This is a genomic window from Aquisphaera insulae (genome assembly GCF_011064615.1).
GTDB lineage: Bacteria > Planctomycetota > Planctomycetia > Isosphaerales > Isosphaeraceae > Aquisphaera > Aquisphaera insulae.
Genome location: NZ_JAALJH010000003.1, coordinates 249,385 through 269,154 on the forward strand (window position 1 = coordinate 249,385; position 19,770 = coordinate 269,154).

A 19,770-nucleotide genomic window follows, 5' to 3' on the forward strand; every position below is an offset into this window, starting at 1 on the left:
CCGGTAGCGTGGCCTGTTTCGGCGACCGATGATCGCCGGCACCTCAACCCGACCACAGCGAGAGGATGACAGCCATGGCCAGACCCAAGGTCTACTTCGACGTCACGATCGACGGCAAGCCCGCCGGCCGGATCACGCTCGAGCTCTTCGACGACGTCACCCCGAAGACGGCGGAGAACTTCCGGGCCCTCTGCACCCACGAGCACGGCTTCGGCTACAAGGGCTCCTCGTTCCACCGCGTGATCCCGGAATTCATGCTCCAGGGTGGGGACTTCACCAACCACAACGGGACCGGCGGCAAGTCGATCTACGGGTCGAAGTTCGCGGACGAGAACTTCAAGCTCAAGCACGACCGGCCGTTCCTGCTCTCGATGGCCAACGCCGGCCCGAACACGAACGGCTCCCAGTTCTTCATCACGACCGTGCCCACGCCCTGGCTCGACGGCAAGCATGTCGTCTTCGGCGAGGTGACCGAGGGGTCGGACATCGTCAAGAAGATCGAGTCCCTGGGCTCCCGTGGCGGCGCCACATCCGCCAAGATCGTCATCTCCGAGAGCGGCCAGCTCTGAGCTCGAGCCCCGACTCCTCGCGTGGGCCCGGCCGGCCCGCTCGCCGGCCGGGCCCGCCTCGTCCGGCCCTCGGGCGTTACCGGAAGCACCACCCCATGCCCGTGAGCTGCTCCGTCTTCGTCGCCACCAGCATCGACGGCTACATCGCGCGGCCCGACGGCTCGCTCGACTGGCTCGACCGGGCCCGGGAGACGATGTCGCCGGGCGAGGATTGCGGCTTCGGCGACTTCCTCGCCTCGGTCGACGCCGTGGTCCTTGGACGAAGGACCTTCGAGAAGGTCCTCTCCTTCCCGGACTGGCCTTACGAGAGCAAGCCCGTGTGGGTCCTGAGCGAGTCTCTCGAGGAACCGCCTGCGGGCCGTTGGGAGAGCGTCCGGATCCTCTCGAAGCCACCCGCCGACGTCGTCCGGCTGGCCGAAAACTATCATTTCGATCGACTCTACATCGACGGCGGACGGGCGATCCAGTCCTTCCTCTCCGCCCGCCTCATCACCGACTTGACCATCACCACGATCCCGATCCTGCTCGGTTCCGGGCTCCCCCTGTTCGGCCCGACGAGCGGCGACGTCCGGCTCTCGCATGTCTTCACGCGGGTCTATGACTTCGGGTTCGTGCAGAATCGCTACGCCGTCCTCTCCGCCTGAGTCGCCCCGGGGAACCGAGGAAAATCGCCCGTGCGCCGCGAAATCCGGACAATTCCACCGACGCCGCGGCATTATCGAGAGGAAATCGTCAAGGGGGATGGGCCGGAGGCCGAGACGATGTCTGAGGATCGACGCCGCGCGATGCCGCAACATCTCCGGACGCTCCTGGCCGCGGGGACGACGGGGGCGCTCACGGACGGCCAGTTGCTGGAGCGATTCCTCGCCCGCGAGGGGGAGGCCGCCGAGCTCGCCTTCGCGACGCTCGTGGAGCTGCACGGCCCGATGGTCCTCCGCGTCTGCCGGTCCATCCTCCGCGACGGCCACGCGGCACACGACGCCTTCCAGGCGACGTTCCTGGTCCTCGCCCGCAGGGCCCGGTCGCTCTGGGTCAGGGACTCCCTGGGACCGTGGCTGTACCAGGTCGCCTACCGGCTCGCGAACCGCGCCCGGGCCGAGTCATCCCGCCGCCGCCGGTTGGAGTCCAGGGCGGCGGTGCTCGCCGCCGGGAGTCCCGGCCCGACGACCGCGGAGTCGGACCTCGGCGAGATCCTCCACGAGGAGCTCTCCCGGCTGCCGGCCACCTACCGGTCGGCGGTGGTCCTCTGCTGCCTCGAAGGGCTGACCATCGAGCAGGCGGCCGGGCGACTCGGCTGGCCCACGGGGACGGTGCAAAGCCGCCTGGCCCGTGGCCGGGAAAGGCTCCGCGCTCGGCTGACGCGTCGCGGGCTGGCCCCCGCGGCCGTGGCGGCCACCCTGGGCCTGGCGGATGACCCGGCCTTCGCCGTCGTGACTTCCCACCTCGCGGAGGTCACCATCACGGCCGCGACGCGGTTCGCGGCGAGCAGGCCCCTGGCGGCCGGGACAGTCCCGACCGCCGCAACCCTCCTGGCAGAAGGAGCCCTCGAGACCATGATCCGGAACAGCGTGAAGACCACCGCGTTGGCGGTCCTGGCCGCCGGCCTGGCGATCGCAGGAGCCGGCGCGTTCGCCCAGCAGCTCGGCCGCGGGCAGAGAGAGCCCGACGGGCGCCCGACGGACGTCATCAAACCGCCCCCCGCTCGGCCGTCGGCGGCCGGCGGCTTCGCGGAGAGATTCACACTCCCCGGCCCACCGCCGGGCGGTCGGATGGAGATCCAGATCGTCGGTCCGGACGAGGAGCGGCACCGGTTGACCCTGGAGCCGGAGGGGAGCGGCCGCTTCCGAGTCCTGTGGGACATGCATGGCAAGTACGGAGAGTTGCGAAATCTCTCTTTCATTTCATCCGCGGTCGAGGTCGCGGCCCTCGACGAGGCCGGCCTGCCGCGGAGGCTCCCCACGCTGGCCCGCGGGGCCCCCACAACGGGGACCATGCCCGCGTCGACGCCCGGATCCGATTACGACCGGCGCCTGCAGGAACTGGAGAGGAAGCTCGATCGGGTCCTCAAGGTCCTCGAAGCCACTCCCGGCGACCACGGCATGTCCGGCGACCACGGTATGCCGACCCGGGGCTCGGGCGGCCTGCGCTCTCAGTGAGAGTCGGCGGCGGTCTCCTTCGCACGGGGCCAGGAGGCCCGGCCACATCTGGCTTCGCGCCCCCGATCGGCGATGATGAGGTTGCCCGGCCGCGTATGTCGCGGCCCGGGCGACCATCGCTATCCGGAGCGGAACCATGCCCCATCCGAGCGCCACCTATACGCACATCCCGGACCTCCTCGCCGAGGTGAATGTCCCCACCGACGGCATCCTCTCGCGCACGATCTTCAGCGACGACCGCAGCAAGATCGTCCTCTTCGGCTTCGGCGCCGGCCAGGAGCTGTCCGAGCACACCTCGTCCATGCCCGCGACGCTCCAGTTCCTCTCCGGCGGAGCCGACGTGGGCCTGGGTGACGACACGGTTCAGGCCCGCCCCGGCACCTTCATCCACATGCCGCCGGGCCTCCCGCATAGCGTCCGGGCGACGGCACCGACCGTGATGGTCCTGACGCTCTTCCGGGGTGAGTGACTGGCACGCGTCGGAGGAGCTGGATCACGGTCGACAAGGCTGGCCGACGAAGAGGCCGGCAGACGTTCGGACGGGAAGGATGGCTGACGGGATTCGACCCCGCGATATCCAGATCCACAATCTGGAAAGCCCCCGCAGATCACGGCTAATGACAAGTGTTTGCGTCAACCCGAGCCTGCCGTCGCCCACCATTTGCCGGCTGGCAAGCGTCGGATGCCCGACGATCCGTACCTGGCCGTCCTGATCGCGGCTTAGTCGGATCTCCCCGAAGCCGTCCGGGCCGGGATCATGGCTATGGTCGATGCACGCAAGTCGTGAAGGAGCGGGCCAGCGGCATCTCAACGACCATGATCACCGGCTACGTCGGGTCGGGGCAGGAGGTCCGCGACGACGATCCGGGCGATGATCGCACCGGCCACCACGAGATCGGCGGCCCCATCGGCCCCGATGATCACGGGATCGTTCCCGGGCCGGAAGACCTCCAGCCGGCGCTGGACGAGGTTGAGGACCCAACACTCGGGGACGCCGCCGTCCACGAAGAGCCGGGACCGACGACGGTCCCGCCGTAGCGAGCTGTCGGCGACCTCCACAATCAGGGCGACCCGGTCGGGCCGAGGCGACCCGCCGAGATAGTCGTCCGCCACGCCCCGGACGATCGAGGCGTCCGGCTCCGGCATGCTCCTCCTGCCCGGGATCGCCACCGGCTTCTCGATCCGGACGTACCAGCCCGTCCCGACCAGTGCCGCCGACAGGATCAATTGCACCTTGTCGCTGGCCACGCAGTGGGCATCCCCCTTGGTCATCTTGCCGACGATCCTCCCCTCGATCAGCTCAACCGGCGCGTCCGCGTCGATCACGCCGTCTGCGATCAGCCGTTCGTACTGCTCGACGCTCATCCGCCGACGTCGCGCCCCTCCGGAGACTGATTCGGATCGTTCGACCGTACTCATCCCTCAGCCCTCCAGCACCTGACTCAAGCTGGCCAGCCTTTCAGTTACGCGAATCCTACCACGCCCAGGCAGGACCGTCTGCCGTGTCCGTCAGGCGACCTGACCCGCCGCTCTCCCCGGTCTGGGGCCCGACATCGTCCGGAGACTCCGGCTTGCTTACCGAGGCCGCCACCAGGTCGAGGACCTCGAATCCGCCGTAAGGCATCGGGGAGACGGCGACCTGGCCACCCGAGGCCAGTCCTCGAGCCCGACACCAACTGAATCTGCTCGATCCAATCCTCATGGGCCAAGGACAGCGATCACCTCAGAACGGAAGCCGGCCGATCTGGCCCTCCCAGTCCTATGGCTCGCACGGCTCGGAGATGAGATGTAAATCGTTCACGTAGCGCCCGATCGTCGCACCAAGCTGATGGCCGAAGAGGAGGCCGGCGAAATGTCGCCCCTGTCGTTGCCAGCTCTCCGCCAGGACCTGGAAACGGATATCCTGCGTGAAGAGTACGCGTTTCAGGGATCGGGTTCGTTCCAGGAGTTGATCGTCCGGAAGCGTCGTGGAGCCATCCTCACTCGCCGTGATGACATCCACCCCGCGCCGCCGTTACTAGTCGGCGATTGCTCGAGGGACATGGACGTCCAGGTAGAGAGGAACGGGCATCTACGATCGAGCTCGCAGTCGGAGCCGATTCATCACGGGGGGGAGGGGGCCATCGTCCTGGATCTTACGATCCAGGTCCAGCTCCGCCTGGATCTCCGCATCGATCTCGGCCTGGTGATCGAAGTAATAGGCCATGGCCGCGTGCGCCTCGGCCAGGGTCAGGGAGGTATGCTGACGGCACATCTCGTCCGGCGACCATCCGTGGGCGAGGTAGTCCATGACGATCTGGGCCACCCGGATCCGCGGAAGGCGTTCCAGGCGTGCCGAACCGCTCTCCCGCTTCTCGATGTGCGGATAGGCAAACCCGGTGGCCAAAGTCCGACCTTCCCGCGTAGGTTAGGTCTCGCCAAATCAGCGAAGGGAATGGCACGCTTCAGGGTGGCTGACGGGATTCGAACCCGCGATATCCAGATCCACAATCTGGTGCCTTAACCGCTAGGCCACAGCCACCATCAATCGGTAACGATAAGGACACGATAAACGGGGCTCCGGGTTCGCGTCAAGGGCGTGATCGAGCGCCGAACCCTGCCCAGGGGGGGGCTTGCCGGGGGTAGTAAACTCTTGACGCGGGTGCGCGATGCTGCTGGGATGAGACGGCGTCGGGACGGCGAATCCCGTGCGAAGGAAACCGGGGACGAGGCCCGGTCGGTCGAGCCCGCCGAGGGGGCTCCGAGGCGAGTCCGATGGCAGGCGGCGAGAGGCTTCGTATCGGGATAGCCGGCTGCGGCATGGCGGCGCGGATCCACCTGGACCGCCTGCTCGCCCTGCCGGAGGTGACGGTGGTCGGATGTGCCGATTCGGAGCGGGCGCGGGCGGAGGCGCTCGCCGGCCGGGCGTCCGAAGGGCAGGGGGCCGGGGTCCCGGCCTTCGAGGACCATCGCGACCTGCTCCGGGAAGGCAAGCCCGACGCGCTCTGCATCTTCACGCCCCACCTGTGGCACTACCGGGCGGCCATGGACGCGCTCCAGGCCGGCTGCCACGTCTTCATCGAGAAGCCCCTCTCCACCAACCCGCAGGAGGCCGCGGATATCGTCGGGCTGGCCCGCGGGCGAGGCCTGAAGGCCGCGGTGGGGCACCAGTATCGGCTCCGGCCCAGCCTGGCCGCCGCCCGCCAGTTGATCCGCGACGGGGCGATCGGGCCGCTCCGCCTGGTCACCGCGACCATGGCCCTCCCCTGGGTCGCCGCCACGCGGGCCGAGGCGGAGAATAGCTGGCGGTTCGACCCCAAGGTCTCTGGCGGCGGCGTCCTCCCGGACGCGGGGGACCACCTGCTGGACGCCCTCCTCTGGACGACCGGGCAGGCCGCCGTCGAGGTCTGCGCCATCCAGGGGAAGCTCGATCCGGGCTTCGACGTCGTCACCGCCGCGGCGATCCGGCTGGAGGGGGGCACGCCCGCCAGCCTGGCCGTCTCGGGGATCACGCCGGGCTTCCTCTTCGAGCTGAATTTCCTGGGCGATCAGGGGCGGATCCGCGCCACCGAGCGGGCCGTGGAGCGGGAGCACGCCACCGGCGGGGCGCTCGAGTCGATCGCCGTCCCGGAGCCGTCCCAGTCGATCGACGGCAACTTCGTGGCCGCCGTGCTCCGCGGCGAGCCCCTCTGCTGCCCGGCCGAAGAGGCGCTGGATACGGTCCGACTCATCGAGGCCGTCGGGCGTTCCGCGGCGACCAACCAGCTCGTCCGCGTCGCCTGACGGGCGCCGCCCGGCCCGGGACCACCCACGCGATCCGCCATCTCGAATCCACCTCGATCCGGCGGGACGCCCCGGCCACGATCCAGGCCTGGCCGACCTCAGCCCGAGAGCCCCAAAGAATGCCCATCCGGACCACTCGCCGCCAGAGTCTCTTCAAGCCGGCGCGGCCCCCGTGCCGACCAATCGGGTGGGGGTGCACGACATCGCCGGCGCTCCCGCACGACGGCCCCTCCGGGGGACCGTCGGGACGGGTCGCCGGCCCCCGGGAAAAACGCGAAATCGTGAGTCTTGACAAGGTTGCGTCGCGTTGACTAGGACTAGGACTCCGCTCGGCTGCCGCTCCGATTTCCGCGGGGCGAAGACCGACGATCGAAACACGACTGGACACGGGGGCTGCCCCCAAATTTCCCCTGGATTGAGGACCGGATCCATGTTCGACCGTGATGGACTGCTCGCGACCCTCGAACCGATCGAGCTCGCCCCCCCCGAAGGCTCGTGGGACGGCGGACTCGCCGTCCTCGCCGCGGCGGAAGCCCGCCACCCGGGCGAGGAGGAGGAGGAGTTCGAGGAGGGCGAGATCGAGGGCGACGACGAAGAAGAGTTCGACGACTTCGACGATGAAGAAGAGGACATCGACGACGAATTCGAGGACGAGGACGAGGAGATCGACGACGAGACCGACGAGGAGATCGACGACATCGACATCGACGAGGAGGACGAGGACTTCGACGATGACGATGATGACGACATCGACGAGTTCGACGAGGAGGAGGAAGAGGATATCGACTGATCGAGCGGCCCGGGATCGTGAGCCGGCTTCCCCCCGCCGCCGGCTCGCGGAGGCGCCGCCAAACGGGAGCGAAGTGCAGGGCCAGGGTGGCCTGACGCCCTTTGTTCGGGTAAGATGAAGTATCCCGAAACGAAGTGGCCCTGCCTCCCTCGGCCCGGGTTGCGCCTTGCCGCAGGGCTCTCGTTCCGACTATCCTTGACGCTTCGCCGCAACAGCCTCCGGGGCGCGCCGTCCCAGCGCACCCGTCGAGGCGCTGGCCTGCCGACCGGGAGGAGCACGCATCGATGGGTTTATCGCATGATCGAGCAGGCGATTCTTCCCCGGACCGTCCCGGCCGCGAGCTCACCACCCGTGGGTTCCGCGAGCAATCCCAGCGCGAGTTCGAGATCGATTTCCTGACCGGCGTCCTGGAACGAGATCCCTACTTCCCGGAGGCGATCCGGGTGCTGGCGAATCACCTGGCGGCCAAGGGCGAGTATTCGCGGGCCTTGCAGCTCGATCGGCGGCTCGTCCGACTGCTCCCGGAGGACGGGATCGCCTGGTACAACCTCTCCTGCAGCTATGCGGTCCTCGGGATGCTCGAACCCGCCTTCTCCGCGCTCCAGAAGTCCCTGGAGCAGGGATATCGCTTCCTCGAGCGGCTCAAGCAGGACCCGGACCTGAAGTCGCTCCGCCGGGACCCCCGCTTCATCCGGCTGCTCCGCCGTTTCGAGTTTTTCGTCTAGTGCTTCGTCGCCGCTTAGATTTCGGGTCTTTCCGAGCCGGAAGCGTTAGCGACGGTAGATCCCAAATCATGAATTGGCCGTCGCTTACGCTTCCGGCTCGGACATGGGGATCGCCTCCGTCAACCCGTCTTTCTAGCTGTGACAAAGTACCAGTGCTTTGCCACGGTTTGATTTTCGGGTTGGCAGCAGGACAGGCAGGAATGCCTGTCCTCCGAGATATCCAATACACCTGGCTTTAAACCCGGGGGACAGACATTCCTGTCTGTCCTGAAACCCGAATCCTTCGTGTTGACAGAGCACTCGATAGATGGCGAGGATCGACGACCCTGAGCCGCGCGGGTGCGTGCCTTCGGCGGAGCCGACTCCTCACCGTTCACGCGGGCCTCGCCCTCCCGAATCGAGGCAGACCTCTCCTCCCAGATCCGAGCGTTTCGCTCCCCGCCTGGTCGCGATGAGGCCCGCGGGCGGTCCATCTTGCCAGCACTTCTACTCAGCAGGAATGTCCAGCGCATGACTCATCACGAGTGGGATCACGTCCAGGAAGCCACGCGAACCGTCCGCGCCCGGTGGGGCGGCAGCCCCGCGGTGGGCCTGGTGCTCGGCACCGGCCTCGGGGCCCTCGCCCGGGAGATCACCGAGGCCGTCGCGATCCCGTATCCGGAGATCCCCTTCTTCCCCCGATCCACGGTCGAGGGCCACAAGGGCCAGCTCGTCTGCGGCAGCCTGGCCGGGCATCCCGTGATCGCGATGGAGGGACGGTTCCACCTCTACGAGGGCTACACCGCCGCGCAGGTCACCTTCCCGATCCGCGTGATGAAGGAAATGGGCTGCAAGCTGCTGGTCGTCTCCAACGCCGCCGGCGGCCTCAACCCGATGTTCGAGAAGGGGGACCTGATCGTCATCGAGGATCACATCAACCTCCTGGGCACGAACCCGCTCATCGGGCCCAACGATGAGCGACTCGGGCCGAGGTTCCCGGACCTGATCGAGCCCTACGACCGCGCGCTCCAGGACATGGCCCTGAGGGTGGCCCTCGAGCAGAACATCGTGGCCCATCGGGGCGTCTACGTGGCGGTGACCGGGCCCAACCTCGAGACCCGCGCCGAGTACCGGTTCCTCCGGAGCATCGGCGCCGATGTCGTCGGCATGTCCACCATCCCGGAGGCGCTCGTCGCGGTCCACGCCGGGATGAAGGTCCTGGGCTTTTCCATCGCCACCGACATGTGCCTGCCGGACGCCCTGGAGCCGGTCAAGATCGAGGAAATCATCGCCACGGCGAACCAGGCCGAGGCCAAGCTGCGAACCATCGTCCGCGGCGTCCTGGAGCGGTGGAAGCCCTGACCGTCGCGCGCCGGGAGACACGGGCGGGGCGGGGGGAGGCCGGGGTTTTGACTCTCTCGAGCCCGAGGGCATAATGGAGCGGCCGGCGGTCGTGACCAACCAGCCCATCGGCGACCATCGTCGGCCCCCTTCGTTTCCGCCCCCGTCGAGAGGCCCGGCCCCATGACCCCGTCACCGCGCAACCCGCCGATCACGGACTCGCCGATCCGCCTGGCCGTGTGCGTCTCGGGGGGCGGGACGACTCTCCAGAACCTGATCGATCAGATCCGCGGTCGCCGGCTTCGGGCCGAGATCGTCCAGGTGGTCGCCAGCAAGCCGCGGATCGGCGCCATCCCCCGGGCCGAGGCCGCCGGCATCCCCCTGGCGCTCGCCAGTCGCAACGCGGCGTCGGCGGCCGAGTTCAGCACCTCGGTCTTCGACCCGATCCGCCGGAGCAAGGCGGACCTCGTCATCCTCGGCGGCTTCCTCGCCATCCTCAAGATCCCGCCCGACTATCACGGCCGCGTGATCAACGTGCACCCCGCGCTGATCCCCGCCTTCTGCGGCAAGGGATTCTATGGGCACAAGGTCCACCAGTCCGCGCTCGAGATGGGCGTGAAGGTCTCCGGCTGCACGGTCCACTTCGCCGACGACACCTATGACACGGGCCCGATCATCCTCCAGCGCACCGTGCCGGTCCTCGACAACGACACGGCCGACACCCTGGCCGCCCGCGTCTTCCGCGAGGAGTGCCTGGCCCTGCCGGAAGCCATCACCCTCTACGCCGACGGCCGCCTCCGCCTCGACGGCCGCAAGGTCCGCGTCCTGCCGGCGAGCTGAGAGTCCCACGAGGGAGGTTCACGACCCATGCGCCCCCAGCCCCTCCTCGCGGTGACCGACGTCGAGGCGAGCAGCCTCTGGTATCAACGGCTGCTCGGCTGCAAGAGCGACCACGGAGGCAGGGAATACGAACGCCTGATTCACGACGGCGTGCTCGTCCTGCAGCTCCACCGCTTCGATGTCGATCACGATCACGGCCCGATCGCCGACCCGGACGACAGGCCATATGGCAACGGCGTCCTGCTCTGGTTCGAGATCGAGGACTTCGACGCCGCCATGGAACGCGTCGCCGAGCTGAACCCCCCGATCGTCCTGCCGAAGCACCGCAACCCGATCGACGGCAAGGGCGGCCCGAACCACTGGGAGTGCTGGCTCCGCGACCCCGACGGCTACCTCGTCGTCCTCGCCAGCCCCGACGGGTCGGCGGGGCCGATGGAGACCTGACGCATCGAGACCAGGCGGAGGCTGCGCCGAGCCAGCGGATGAACGAGGAGCCATTGCTGGGCATCCGGTCCGCGGATTTTCAATTTGGTCCCGGGTCCATTGGGATGGGAAGACATCCCGGCCAGGGGGCACGGCAAGCTTCCGACGCTCGGCAAGGGGCAGGACCGATGGAGGAAAGCCCTGGGGACGTTCGGGATCCTATCGACCGAATTCGGATGGTGTCGCGGACCGGACGGATACAGGCCATCGGACTTTGACCTGTGATCGGCCTGTCTCCGGGCCGCAAGGCATGGCGATAGGAAGACCCCATCGTCGCCATTCATGACTTGCGCATGATCTCGACGTAGGGAGACTTCCGCAGGAACCGAAGGATCTCCGATCTCGAGAGAGACGACGGCGACTTGCCTCGCGCTCGCAGGGCCATTCGATCGCCGAAGGCTTCGGGAACAGCCTCGATCTCGGTGGTCTCGACGCCTGCATGGCCTGAGAGCAGCTTCCCCACGGACTCCGCATCGGGGTGGCGCCCATCCAGGACCATGCGAATCGTACCCCCGGGCTCCTCTCGGACATCGCGAATCCTGATCGGCGTACCGACGACCTCGTACTCCTCCGGGGTCAGTCCGGCAATCATCAACACGCTGCGCCTCTCCCTGGCATTCAATGGGCTGGAAGAACCGTCCAGCGCATCGGCAATCAGGCGCTGGCGGTCCAACATTGACATGTCTCGAAATTTCTTCGATATGACGAAGCCGGAGACCCCGTCATCGTCCTCGACTCGAATGTAGTCGACGGGAATGGCTCTCGAGAGCGTTTCTACGATCTTTTCCGAGACACCCACAGGATCTGTCCTCGATTGATGATGCGCTGTGCGGATTCCAGCAATTCCCGGGCGTTCTTCCTGAGCGCGTCGCCCTTGAGTCGCCTGGTCCTTCCCGCGGACTTGAGGAAAGCCATCAGGCTCTTCTCGGAGGCATATCTCAGATTATTGTGCCAGAGCGCGGCAACGCTGTTCACCTCCACCCGGAGATCCAGATTGACCTTTCTTGCCCTGTCTTCAGCCCCCGCGACCTGATCGCGTCGCCGATCCTCCTCGTCGACCCTCAGGAGCCCGCTCGCCTTCAACAACTCCGGCAAATCGTGACGCCCCTCGAACGACCGATCCTCACTCCATCGGAAGGCGCGAAGGAGCGACTCGACGGCGAGTCCGCCGCAGTACATCGCCAGGGCATATCCATCGCCATCGTCAAAAATCCTCCTTGCCTGGTCCATCCTTTCGAGGCTCACCTTGAAGTACTGATCCGCTCGGAATTGCATGGTCGTTCGCCGTCAATCTGTCCGTCGAAGCCCTCGTCGCGATGACGACAGTTCAAGATCACAATAACAGATCCCCCAACCCCGTCAGCCCGATCGGCTCGCGGCTGGCGAAGGGCTCGGCGTGCAGGGTGCCGGCCAGGTGGCCCCAGAACCGGGTGCGGTCGCAGACGGAGTCGATCACGCCGGGGCGGCCCGCGGGCTGGTTGTCGACGAGCTGGGAGCGGTAGCAGCTCAGGGCCCGGACCTTGGCGTCGAGCTGGTCGGAGATGTCCAGGACGAAGCTCGGCCGCTCGACGATACGGAGGTGGACGCTGAAGTAATAGAGAATCCGCGCCGGGTGGAACGGCGTGCCGGGGATGTCCGACTTCGAGAGCTTGCTCCAGAATCGGGCCTCCTCCACCAGGCGGGTCGCCGCGACGTGATCGGGATGCGCGTCCTCCCAGTAGGGGGCGAAGATCAGCCGCGGGCGGACCGCGCGGAAGACGGCCGCGACGGCGCGGCGGTGGGCGAGCGTCGGCTCCAGGCTCCGATTCGGCAGGCCCAGGTTCCTCCGCCACGGATCGCCCAGCTCGCGGGTGGCCGCCGCCGTCTCCTCGGCCCGCTTCTCCGGCGAGCCCAGCGGCGTCGGCTCGCCGCTGGTCAGGTCGAGGATCCCCACCTTCCACCCCTGCTGCATCAGCCGGACGATCGTCCCCCCCACGCCGAGCTCCGCGTCATCGGGATGAGGGGCGACCACAAGCGCATCGAGCATGACCATGTCCCGTCCAGGAGGGCGTCCGCCGAAACCACGTCCGCCACGATTATTCGCCACGCCACGCCCGCGAGCAACGCCCCGACAGGGGGATGACAACGCCGAGGACCCCTTCTATAATAGGATACATACGAACACTACCCTCGAGTGGGGAGGCGGCACCTTGGACGGCAGTTATACGGGGCGAATGCTCCTGGAGAGCGCACGGAGGCTCGGCGTGGACGCGGTGTTGGTGCGGGACGCGGCGGAGTTGATCGACGCGCTGGACCGCGAGCGGAGCGACCCGGATTCGGGGCGGGTGATCGCTCAGCTCAGGGACATGGGGCAGAGGTACTCGGACCTCGCCCGGAGGCTCAAATATGTCGCCGGAGAGTTCCAGGACTCGAACGGTGAAGGGCGACGGGATCGGGACCACGTGTCGCGGATCGGCGAGGTGCTGGCGGCGCGTCGGGAGGCGCAAGCCGCCGCCCGGGAGGCGCAGGGCGGCGGCGCGTGAGGCGGTTCGTGACCGGGTGTCAGACCGACTTCGGCGCGGCCTTCGGGGCCTTCGCCTTGGGCTTGGCCTTGGCCTTGGGGGCGGCGGCGGGGGCCGACGGCGCGGCCGAGGCGACGGGAGCCGGAACGGCCGGTTCAACGACGGGCTCGACCTTCTTGGCGGGGGCAGCCGCCTTGGAGGTCTTCGCGGCCTTCGGCTTGGATGCGGGAGCCTTGGCGGCCGGCTTCCCCTTGAGGGGGGCCGGGGCGGGGCTCGGCTTCGACTTGGCTTCGACCTTGGCCTTGGTGGCGGCCTTGGGCTTGGCCTTCGCGGCGGGTTTGGCGGCACTCTTCTTGGCGGTTGCCATCGGGTGATCCTCGGGATTGCGGGTCGGGTCAATCGGATGGAGCAGGAGGGTTCGCGGGGCGACGAAGTGGCGGTTGAAGGCTCGGCCGAGGTTGAGGATCGGGGGGACGGCCTGCCTCGCCCCATCGTCCTCGCGTCGGCGCCGACCGTCGGCGCACAACGTCCAACGAGAACATAGCATCCCGGTGGCGGAAAGCGAATGAATCGGTTCAACGCGTGAACGCTCATGAGCGCGCCGGGGCGGTCGGCGACGAGGCGGGGCATCGGATGTCGCCGCGTAGGGGCGCCCGCGCCGAGCGATCGGCCGGCACTCCGGTCCGGTTCGAGCGGGGCGCCCGGAAGCTCGGTCAGGACCTGGCCGACTTCTTCGCCGCCTTCGCTTTCGGCTTGGCCGTGGCGGACCCGGTCGCCTTGGCCTTCACCCCGGGCTTGCCGGCCTTCGGGGCCTTGGGGCTGGTCTTGGCGTCGGCGGTGGCGGTGGCCGTCCTGGGCTTGCCGGCCTTGCCCGGGCTGGCCTTCGACCTGGCCGGGGATTTCGGCGATTTCGCGGCCTTCCTGGCCTTCGGCGCGGCCGATCCGGTCACCGCGCGGACCGCCTTGGCCCCGGCCTCGCGGGCGGCTTCCGCCCCGTCCACGATCGCGTGGCCGATCGCGGTGGCGACCTCGGCGACGGGTTCGGTCACTCGCTGGAGCGTGCTCTTCGGCTTCTTCGACTTTGCCATGGTGTCCTCGGATCGGGAGGTGATGTCGAGGCGTGGCCCGTCGCCTCGGCGTCGGGGCCACGCGTGCCTCGCCTCTCGCATAAGCAAATCAAATGCCGAAAGCTTCCTCCAGCGTGAATCCGAGGGGGGAGTGGGGAGGAAACGCGCCTCGTTTCGCGAGCGAGGCGCGGGGCATGGCGAAGGGTCGGGTCGGGGCGGGGTGCGAGGGAGGGGTCAGACCGTGCGGTCGACGGCCGCGGCGATGCGGCGGCACTGGTCGACGAGCTGCTTGAATGTCGCCGGGGTGATCGACTGGGCGCCGTCGCTCATGGCGTGCTCGGGGTCGTCGTGGACCTCGAGGATCAGGCCGTCGGCGCCGGCGGCGACCGCGGCGCGGGCCATCGGGGCGACCAGCCGGGACTTGCCGGTGCCGTGCGACGGATCGACGACCACCGGGAGATGGCTCTTCTCGTTGAGGTAGGGGACGGTGGCCAGCGGCAGGGTGAACCGCGTGTGGTCCTCGAACGTCCGGATCCCGCGCTCGCAGAGCATGACGTTGGGATTGCCGCGATCGAGGATGTACTCGGCCGCGAGGAGGAACTCCTCGACCGTGGCGCTCATGCCTCGCTTCAGCAGGGCCGCCTTGCCCGAATCGCCGACGGCCTGGAGGAGCTGGTAGTTCTGCATGTTCCGCGCGCCGATCTGGAGGACGTCGGCGTATTCCGCGACCATCGGCACGTGCTCGGGGGCCATGACCTCGGTGACGATGGCCAGCCCGGTCTCCGCGCGGGCGGCGGCCAGCATCTTCAGGCCCTCTTCCTTGTGCCCCTGGAAGCTGTACGGGCTGGTCCTCGGCTTGAACGCACCGCCGCGGAGTCCGGTGGCGCCGAGCGCCTTGAGCGTCTTCGCCAGGGAGACGATCTGCTCCTCGCTCTCGACGGAGCAGGGGCCGGCGATCATGGCGATCTTGGTCCCGCCGACCTCGAGGCTCCGCGCCGCGACGACCGTCCGCTCCTTCTTGAGCTCGGAGCTCGCCCGCTTGTAGGGGGCCATGATCGGCAGCACCTTCTCGACCCCCTCGCCCGGCTCGAGGGCCTCGATCAGCCCCTGCCGCTCCTCGCCGAGCGCGGCGATGACCGTCTGATGCTTGCCGTGGATCACCTGGGGCGACAGCCCGAGCCGGGTGATCTGATCCGCCATGTGTTCGATCTGTGTCATCGTCGCGTCCGGTTTCATGACCACGATCATGGTCCACCGTCTCCCGGGATTGAGCCGGCCGGGGCGAGCGAGCCGCCGTCGGCCGGGGCAAGAACAGGTCTGTGAATAGGTCGATTGCGTGGGGTCGGGACGAAAAAAAAGCCCCGAGACCTGAAAGACCAGGTCCCGGGGCTTGAGTGTATGCCTGTAGATTCGAGAGGGGTCAGGAACTCGCACCCTCCTCGGACCGGGAACCTGGTTGGAGCCTGGTAAACGACCAGGACCGCCACCAGCCGCGGTAATCGCTCGGGCCGAAGGAATAGGCCGTCGCTGCGAGGAGATTCACGTGGAGGACCCCATTTTCGGCGGCAAGTCCGCCGAGGCTCAAGGCCGACGAGGCAGGGAACGAAGCTCAGGCTATTCGAGAGATCTCACGACCGTCAATCCAGCCAGGCCCGGGCATGGGGCCGCGGGCCTGGCCGAACCAATCCGTAAGGTATTGGCAAGAGATGCGGCTGCCCGACGGGCAACCCGTCGGCTGCCGTTAGGCGAGCCGCCCCTGGTTATCACTACACACGCGATCACCTCCTTTCGTTCTAGCCTCCCCGAGCCCGCGAGAGTCCAGCCTCGCGCGAGAACGGGCTCTAGTCCGTCGCACCACGGTAGTGCGACCCGAAAGTCGACCGAGCGTGTGTCGGGCTCGGAACGACCCCCTCACTCTAGCGGCCTCGCGTCACCAGTTCAACAAGGTGTCGCGCCTTTTTCCCATCCATCCTGGACGGGACGAGCGGCGAGACGAGCCGGGGCGGGAGCCTGGGCGAGCCGGCCCGCTCAGACTCCGACGATGGCCGAGGTGGGGGCGACGGGTTGAGGTGCGGAGAGGCCGGCGTTCGTCGTCGAGGTGGACTCCGCCTCGGCCCACCAGAGCGAGGCCCGGCGTTCGTCCCAGCCGTCGACGCAGCCGCAGGCGGCGAGGGCCTGCTCCAGGGAGGCGGCGTCGGGGAAGCGGTCCTCTCGGTCCTTGGCCATGCATCGGAGCACCACCCGCTCCAGGTCGATCGGGATGCTCGGCACCACCTGCGAGGGGGGCGTGACGGGGTCGCGGGTATGGGCCAGCATCACGGCCAGCCCCCGGTCGCCCTGGAACGGCGGCCGGCCGGTCAGGAGGAAGTAGGCCACGGCCCCCAGCGAGTAGATGTCGCTCCGCGGATCCACCTCCGGCGTGCCGGCCGCCTGCTCCGGGGACATGAACAGCGGCGTGCCGAGCACCCGTGAGTCCGGCGTCGCGGCGCCGCGGGTCGGCGTCCAGGCCGGGGACGGGCGGACCAGGCCGAAGTCCAGCAGCTTGGCCACGTCGCACCGGCCCCCCCGCCGCGCGGCGACGATGTTCGAAGGCTTGATGTCTCGATGGATCAGCCCCGCCTCGTGCGCCTCCTGGAGCGCCCCGCAGACCTGCCGCAGCAGGTAGACCGCGCGCGACGCCGGCAGCGGGCCGTGCTTCCGGACCAGCTCCGCCAGGTTCAGGCCCGGCAGGTACTCCATCACGTAGTAGTACTCGCCCTCCTCCGTCTGGCCGTAATCGTAGATCTCCACCGTGTTGGGGTGCGAGAGGGTCGCCGTGAGCCGGACCTCACGCTCGAATCGCTCCTGCGACCCGGGATCCGCGGCCCCCTTCGCGTGGATCAGCTTCACGGCGCAGGGCCGCTTCAGGAGCGCGTGCTCGGCCAGGTAGACCTTGCCCATCCCGCCGATGCCGATGCAGTCGGACAGCCGGTACTGCCCGAGCTGCCTCGCCTCGGCCACCTCGCGCCGGAGCCGGCCCACCATCGCGGCACCGAACGTCGAGCCGGCGGCCAGGATCAGGAGAACCATCGCGTCGAACGTGAAGAGGTAGATCCGCGGCGTGGTGTTCCCGTTCCAGCCCAGCCAGAGCCAGCCCATCGGCTCCGGATAGCGCAGGACCATCACCAGCAGGGTGGCGAACGGCATCGCGGCCAGCGGGAAGACGACCGCCGCGGCCCGCCGCCAGCCCTTGGGGACGTATAGGCCATACGTCAGGATCAGCACGGCGGTCAGCAGCACCACGTTCTTCATCGTGAGCTGGGCCATCATCCGGTCCCGGATCAGCGAGTAGCCGAGCATCATGTGGAACTGGACGTAGACCACCCGCGCCGCCAGCATGCCGACCATCCCCAGCTCGATCCCCTTGAGCCAGGCGACGGAGAGCGGGCACCGGCTCCAGAGCACGGCCATGAACGCGACCAAGGCCGTGACCAGGGTCAGATCGACCTCGAAGAGCCTCAGCTCCTCGCGGCCGAGGATCAGCCGCCAGGAGATCGACATCCCCAGCAGGAGGATGTAGATGACCGGCAGCTCCGCCAGCCGGTTGCGGACCGTCCCCTTCAGGGCCGTGGCATCGAGCCCGCCGACCCGGCCGATGATCGCGGGCCGGGGCGTGAATCCGCCGTCCTCGCCGGCCTCCCCGCCCGGGCCGCGCGACGGCCCGTCGCCGACGCCGTCGCCGGAGCGGTCCGCGTGCCAGCTCCGCGTCGGATCGTCGATCGACGCCGAGCCTTGCCTCACATCCCGCGTCCCGCTGTCGGTCATCGCGCCTCCGCACTCTCTTGCCGTCCCGGGCGGGACACTCTCATTCTTCGCGTGCCCCCTCGGCCGGACAAGTCGGGAGGAACGTGGACGACGCGCAACGGCGCGGCATTCGGGACGTTCTCCGGCCTGTCCCCGGCGATCATCTCCGAGCCCCGGCCCCGCACCTCACCGGCGGTTCCGCGGTCCCTTGGACGAGGACTGATCCTTGCGGCCCCACCGGCTTCACCGGCCGAAGCCGGATCGGATGACGCTTTCAGAGGAACAGGAAGGACCCCGACCGGCCCTCGACCTCGAAGACCGCGATGACGAAGCTCCCCCGATCTTCCCGCCTTGCCGCAACCTCCCTCCTCCTGACCCTGATCGCGGGGTCGAATTCGCCGCCGCAAGTCCGCGCCGGGGCCGGGGGCGGTGCGGCCCCGATCGTCGTCGGTTCGAAGGTCCTGCTCAAGGACCCGGACACTCCGCTGCGGGACGGCGAGAAGGAGCTGCCGGGCAAGGGGGAGTGCCTCTTCCGGGTCGCCCGGCTGGGCGAGGGGATGGCGGACATCGAGGCGGACGGGGGCGGCGCCCGCGGCTGGATCGGGATCGACCAGATCGTCCCCCTCGAGTCGGCCGAGGGCTTCCTCAGCCGGAGGCTGGCCGCCGACCCGAAGGACACCGAGGCCCTGCGGAGCCGGGCGCGGGTCCGGATCGAGTCGGATGAGCTCGACCGCGCCCTCGCCGACCTGGACGCGGCGATCCGGATCGAGCCCTCCGATCCGCGGGGGCACCACCTCAGGGGCCTGGTCCTGGCCCGCCAGAAATCCTACCGCCCGGCGATCGCGGCCTTCACCGAGGCGATCCGGCTCGACCCCGGTCGCGCCGCGGCCTACCGCGACCGCGGCATCGCCCAGGACGCCCGCCGCTACTTCCCCGAGGCGCTCGCCGACCTCAACGAGGCGGTCCGGCTGGAGCCCGAGAACCTCGCGATGATCGCCGCCCGGGCGAAGGTCTGCTCGACCCGCGGCCGGCGGAACATCGCGATGGCCGACTTCGAGCGGATCCTCCAGGCCCGGCCCAACGATCCGGAAAGCTACGTCCTCCGGGGTGAGGGCCTGCTCAGCGACCTGAACTCGATGGCCGCGATCGCCGACTTCACCCGCGCCCTGGAGCTGGACCCGGCCCACACCAGGGCCCTCCTGCTGCGCTCGAAGTCGTGGAAGCAGCGGTTCGATTACGCGCGGGCCGTCGCCGACGCCGCCGAGGCGGGCCGCGTCGCCTCGCCGAAGGACCCGGAGCCCCATCGCGTCCTCGCCTGGCTCCTCGCCACCGTGCCCGACGCATCGGTCCGGGACGGCCCCCGCGCCGTGATCGAAGGGGCCGCCGCCTGCGAGCTGACCCGCTACGAGCGTCCGGATTGCCTCGACGCCCTGGCCGCCGCCTCCGCCCAGGCCGGCGACTTCGCCTCCGCCGTCCGGTGGCAGGAGAAGGCCGTCGGGCTCCTGAAGCGAGACCGGGACGAGGAGACCTGGAAACTCTACCGCAACCGCCTGGCCCTCTATCGGGGAGGGCATCCGTATCGCGACTGAGCGCCCCGGCTTCCGGGGAGATGCCGCCTGGGCGGCCGCGCCGGGCGGGGACGTGCTGAACGGCATCCGCCCCCCGATCGTGGTGACATCCCCCGGAGCCCCCGCGACGGGTTGACGCTATTGTTACCCCGGCAAGGAAGTTGATCAAGCTCACGGATATCGAACGGCCTCCTGAATCCCCCCAC

The 19,770-nt window shown here is 68.7% G+C and carries 21 protein-coding genes and 1 tRNA gene; 12 read left to right on the plus strand and 10 right to left on the minus strand.

Features of this window, described 5'->3' with window-relative positions; translation table 11 throughout:
• Nucleotides 1-74 precede the first annotated feature (74 nt).
• The 4 genes from G6O54_RS03335 to G6O54_RS03350 all read left to right on the plus strand — a co-directional run bounded on the left by G6O54_RS03335 (nt 75) and on the right by G6O54_RS03350 (nt 3,194).
• Nucleotides 75-569, plus strand: coding sequence for a peptidylprolyl isomerase (locus tag G6O54_RS03335; protein WP_165220106.1), 495 nt, complete (start codon nt 75-77; stop codon nt 567-569).
• A gap of 95 nt (nt 570-664) precedes the next feature.
• Nucleotides 665-1,213 carry a dihydrofolate reductase family protein gene (locus G6O54_RS03340; RefSeq protein ID WP_165220108.1) on the plus strand — a complete coding sequence of 183 codons (549 nt, stop codon included), beginning with the start codon at nt 665-667 and terminating at the stop codon, nt 1,211-1,213.
• Nucleotides 1,214-1,330: 117 nt separating this feature from the next.
• On the plus strand, nt 1,331-2,725 hold the full coding sequence (locus tag G6O54_RS03345) for an RNA polymerase sigma factor (RefSeq protein WP_165220110.1): 1,395 nt from the start codon (nt 1,331-1,333) through the stop codon (nt 2,723-2,725).
• 136 nt (nt 2,726-2,861) lie between these two features.
• Complete coding sequence (locus G6O54_RS03350; protein ID WP_165220112.1) at nt 2,862-3,194, plus strand: cupin domain-containing protein; 333 nt, start codon at nt 2,862-2,864, stop codon at nt 3,192-3,194.
• A 338-nt stretch (nt 3,195-3,532) separates the two neighbouring features.
• Here G6O54_RS03350 and G6O54_RS03355 read toward each other — a convergent pair whose 3' ends face one another.
• The 3 genes from G6O54_RS03355 to G6O54_RS03365 form a co-directional block, all read right to left on the minus strand.
• The gene (locus G6O54_RS03355; protein ID WP_165220114.1) at nt 3,533-4,144 is read right to left on the minus strand and encodes a Uma2 family endonuclease; all 612 of its coding nucleotides are present in this window, start codon (nt 4,142-4,144) and stop codon (nt 3,533-3,535) included.
• Nucleotides 4,145-4,796: 652 nt separating this feature from the next.
• Complete coding sequence (locus G6O54_RS03360) at nt 4,797-5,111, minus strand: DUF433 domain-containing protein (protein ID WP_165220116.1); 315 nt, start codon at nt 5,109-5,111, stop codon at nt 4,797-4,799.
• Nucleotides 5,112-5,173: 62 nt separating this feature from the next.
• A tRNA-His gene (locus tag G6O54_RS03365) sits at nt 5,174-5,246 on the minus strand.
• A gap of 233 nt (nt 5,247-5,479) precedes the next feature.
• On the opposite strand from G6O54_RS03365, the gene G6O54_RS03370 reads away from it, so the two are divergent.
• From G6O54_RS03370 to G6O54_RS03395, 6 genes are all read left to right on the plus strand, one after another.
• Nucleotides 5,480-6,487, plus strand: coding sequence for a Gfo/Idh/MocA family protein (locus tag G6O54_RS03370; RefSeq protein WP_165220118.1), 1,008 nt, complete (start codon nt 5,480-5,482; stop codon nt 6,485-6,487).
• 430 nt (nt 6,488-6,917) lie between these two features.
• The gene (locus G6O54_RS03375; protein WP_165220120.1) at nt 6,918-7,277 is read left to right on the plus strand and encodes a hypothetical protein; all 360 of its coding nucleotides are present in this window, start codon (nt 6,918-6,920) and stop codon (nt 7,275-7,277) included.
• 284 nt (nt 7,278-7,561) lie between these two features.
• A complete protein-coding gene (locus G6O54_RS03380) occupies nt 7,562-8,002 on the plus strand; it encodes a TPR end-of-group domain-containing protein (protein ID WP_165220122.1) in 441 nt (146 codons plus the stop codon).
• 510 nt (nt 8,003-8,512) lie between these two features.
• Complete coding sequence (locus G6O54_RS03385; RefSeq protein WP_165220124.1) at nt 8,513-9,343, plus strand: purine-nucleoside phosphorylase; 831 nt, start codon at nt 8,513-8,515, stop codon at nt 9,341-9,343.
• A 162-nt stretch (nt 9,344-9,505) separates the two neighbouring features.
• The gene (gene purN, locus G6O54_RS03390; protein WP_165220126.1) at nt 9,506-10,162 is read left to right on the plus strand and encodes a phosphoribosylglycinamide formyltransferase; all 657 of its coding nucleotides are present in this window, start codon (nt 9,506-9,508) and stop codon (nt 10,160-10,162) included.
• A 27-nt stretch (nt 10,163-10,189) separates the two neighbouring features.
• Entirely contained in the window at nt 10,190-10,606 is a 417-nt protein-coding gene (locus G6O54_RS03395; protein WP_165220127.1) for a VOC family protein, read from the plus strand.
• Nucleotides 10,607-10,925: 319 nt separating this feature from the next.
• On the opposite strand, the gene G6O54_RS03400 is transcribed toward G6O54_RS03395, so the two are convergent.
• The 3 genes from G6O54_RS03400 to bshB1 all read right to left on the minus strand — a co-directional run bounded on the left by G6O54_RS03400 (nt 10,926) and on the right by bshB1 (nt 12,671).
• Nucleotides 10,926-11,444, minus strand: a complete 519-nt coding sequence (locus tag G6O54_RS03400) for a BolA family protein (protein WP_165220128.1) — start codon at nt 11,442-11,444, stop codon at nt 10,926-10,928.
• Nucleotides 11,420-11,890 (minus strand): hypothetical protein, encoded by a 471-nt coding sequence (locus G6O54_RS03405; protein ID WP_165220129.1) that lies wholly within the window; start codon nt 11,888-11,890, stop codon nt 11,420-11,422. Before G6O54_RS03405 ends, G6O54_RS03400 begins: the two co-directional genes overlap by 25 nt.
• Before the next feature lie 88 nt (nt 11,891-11,978).
• The gene (gene bshB1, locus G6O54_RS03410; protein WP_165220130.1) at nt 11,979-12,671 is read right to left on the minus strand and encodes a bacillithiol biosynthesis deacetylase BshB1; all 693 of its coding nucleotides are present in this window, start codon (nt 12,669-12,671) and stop codon (nt 11,979-11,981) included.
• A gap of 163 nt (nt 12,672-12,834) precedes the next feature.
• Here bshB1 and G6O54_RS03415 point away from each other — a divergent pair, with 163 nt between their 5' ends.
• A complete protein-coding gene (locus G6O54_RS03415; protein WP_165220131.1) occupies nt 12,835-13,167 on the plus strand; it encodes a hypothetical protein in 333 nt (110 codons plus the stop codon).
• A gap of 19 nt (nt 13,168-13,186) precedes the next feature.
• Here G6O54_RS03415 and G6O54_RS03420 read toward each other — a convergent pair whose 3' ends face one another.
• The 4 genes from G6O54_RS03420 to G6O54_RS03435 all read right to left on the minus strand — a co-directional run bounded on the left by G6O54_RS03420 (nt 13,187) and on the right by G6O54_RS03435 (nt 18,017).
• Entirely contained in the window at nt 13,187-13,513 is a 327-nt protein-coding gene (locus G6O54_RS03420) for a hypothetical protein (protein WP_165220132.1), read from the minus strand.
• Between the two features lie 346 nt (nt 13,514-13,859).
• Nucleotides 13,860-14,234 (minus strand): hypothetical protein, encoded by a 375-nt coding sequence (locus G6O54_RS03425; protein ID WP_165220133.1) that lies wholly within the window; start codon nt 14,232-14,234, stop codon nt 13,860-13,862.
• A gap of 213 nt (nt 14,235-14,447) precedes the next feature.
• Nucleotides 14,448-15,461: a 3-deoxy-7-phosphoheptulonate synthase gene (aroF, locus tag G6O54_RS03430; RefSeq protein WP_165220135.1), complete on the minus strand. Its 1,014-nt coding sequence runs from the start codon at nt 15,459-15,461 to the stop codon at nt 14,448-14,450.
• Nucleotides 15,462-16,241: 780 nt separating this feature from the next.
• Nucleotides 16,242-18,017 (minus strand): serine/threonine-protein kinase, encoded by a 1,776-nt coding sequence (locus tag G6O54_RS03435; RefSeq protein ID WP_165220137.1) that lies wholly within the window; start codon nt 18,015-18,017, stop codon nt 16,242-16,244.
• A gap of 302 nt (nt 18,018-18,319) precedes the next feature.
• Between G6O54_RS03435 and G6O54_RS03440 the strand changes: the two genes are divergently transcribed.
• The gene (locus tag G6O54_RS03440) at nt 18,320-19,585 is read left to right on the plus strand and encodes a tetratricopeptide repeat protein (RefSeq protein ID WP_165220139.1); all 1,266 of its coding nucleotides are present in this window, start codon (nt 18,320-18,322) and stop codon (nt 19,583-19,585) included.
• The last annotated feature ends 185 nt before the right edge of the window (nt 19,586-19,770 follow it).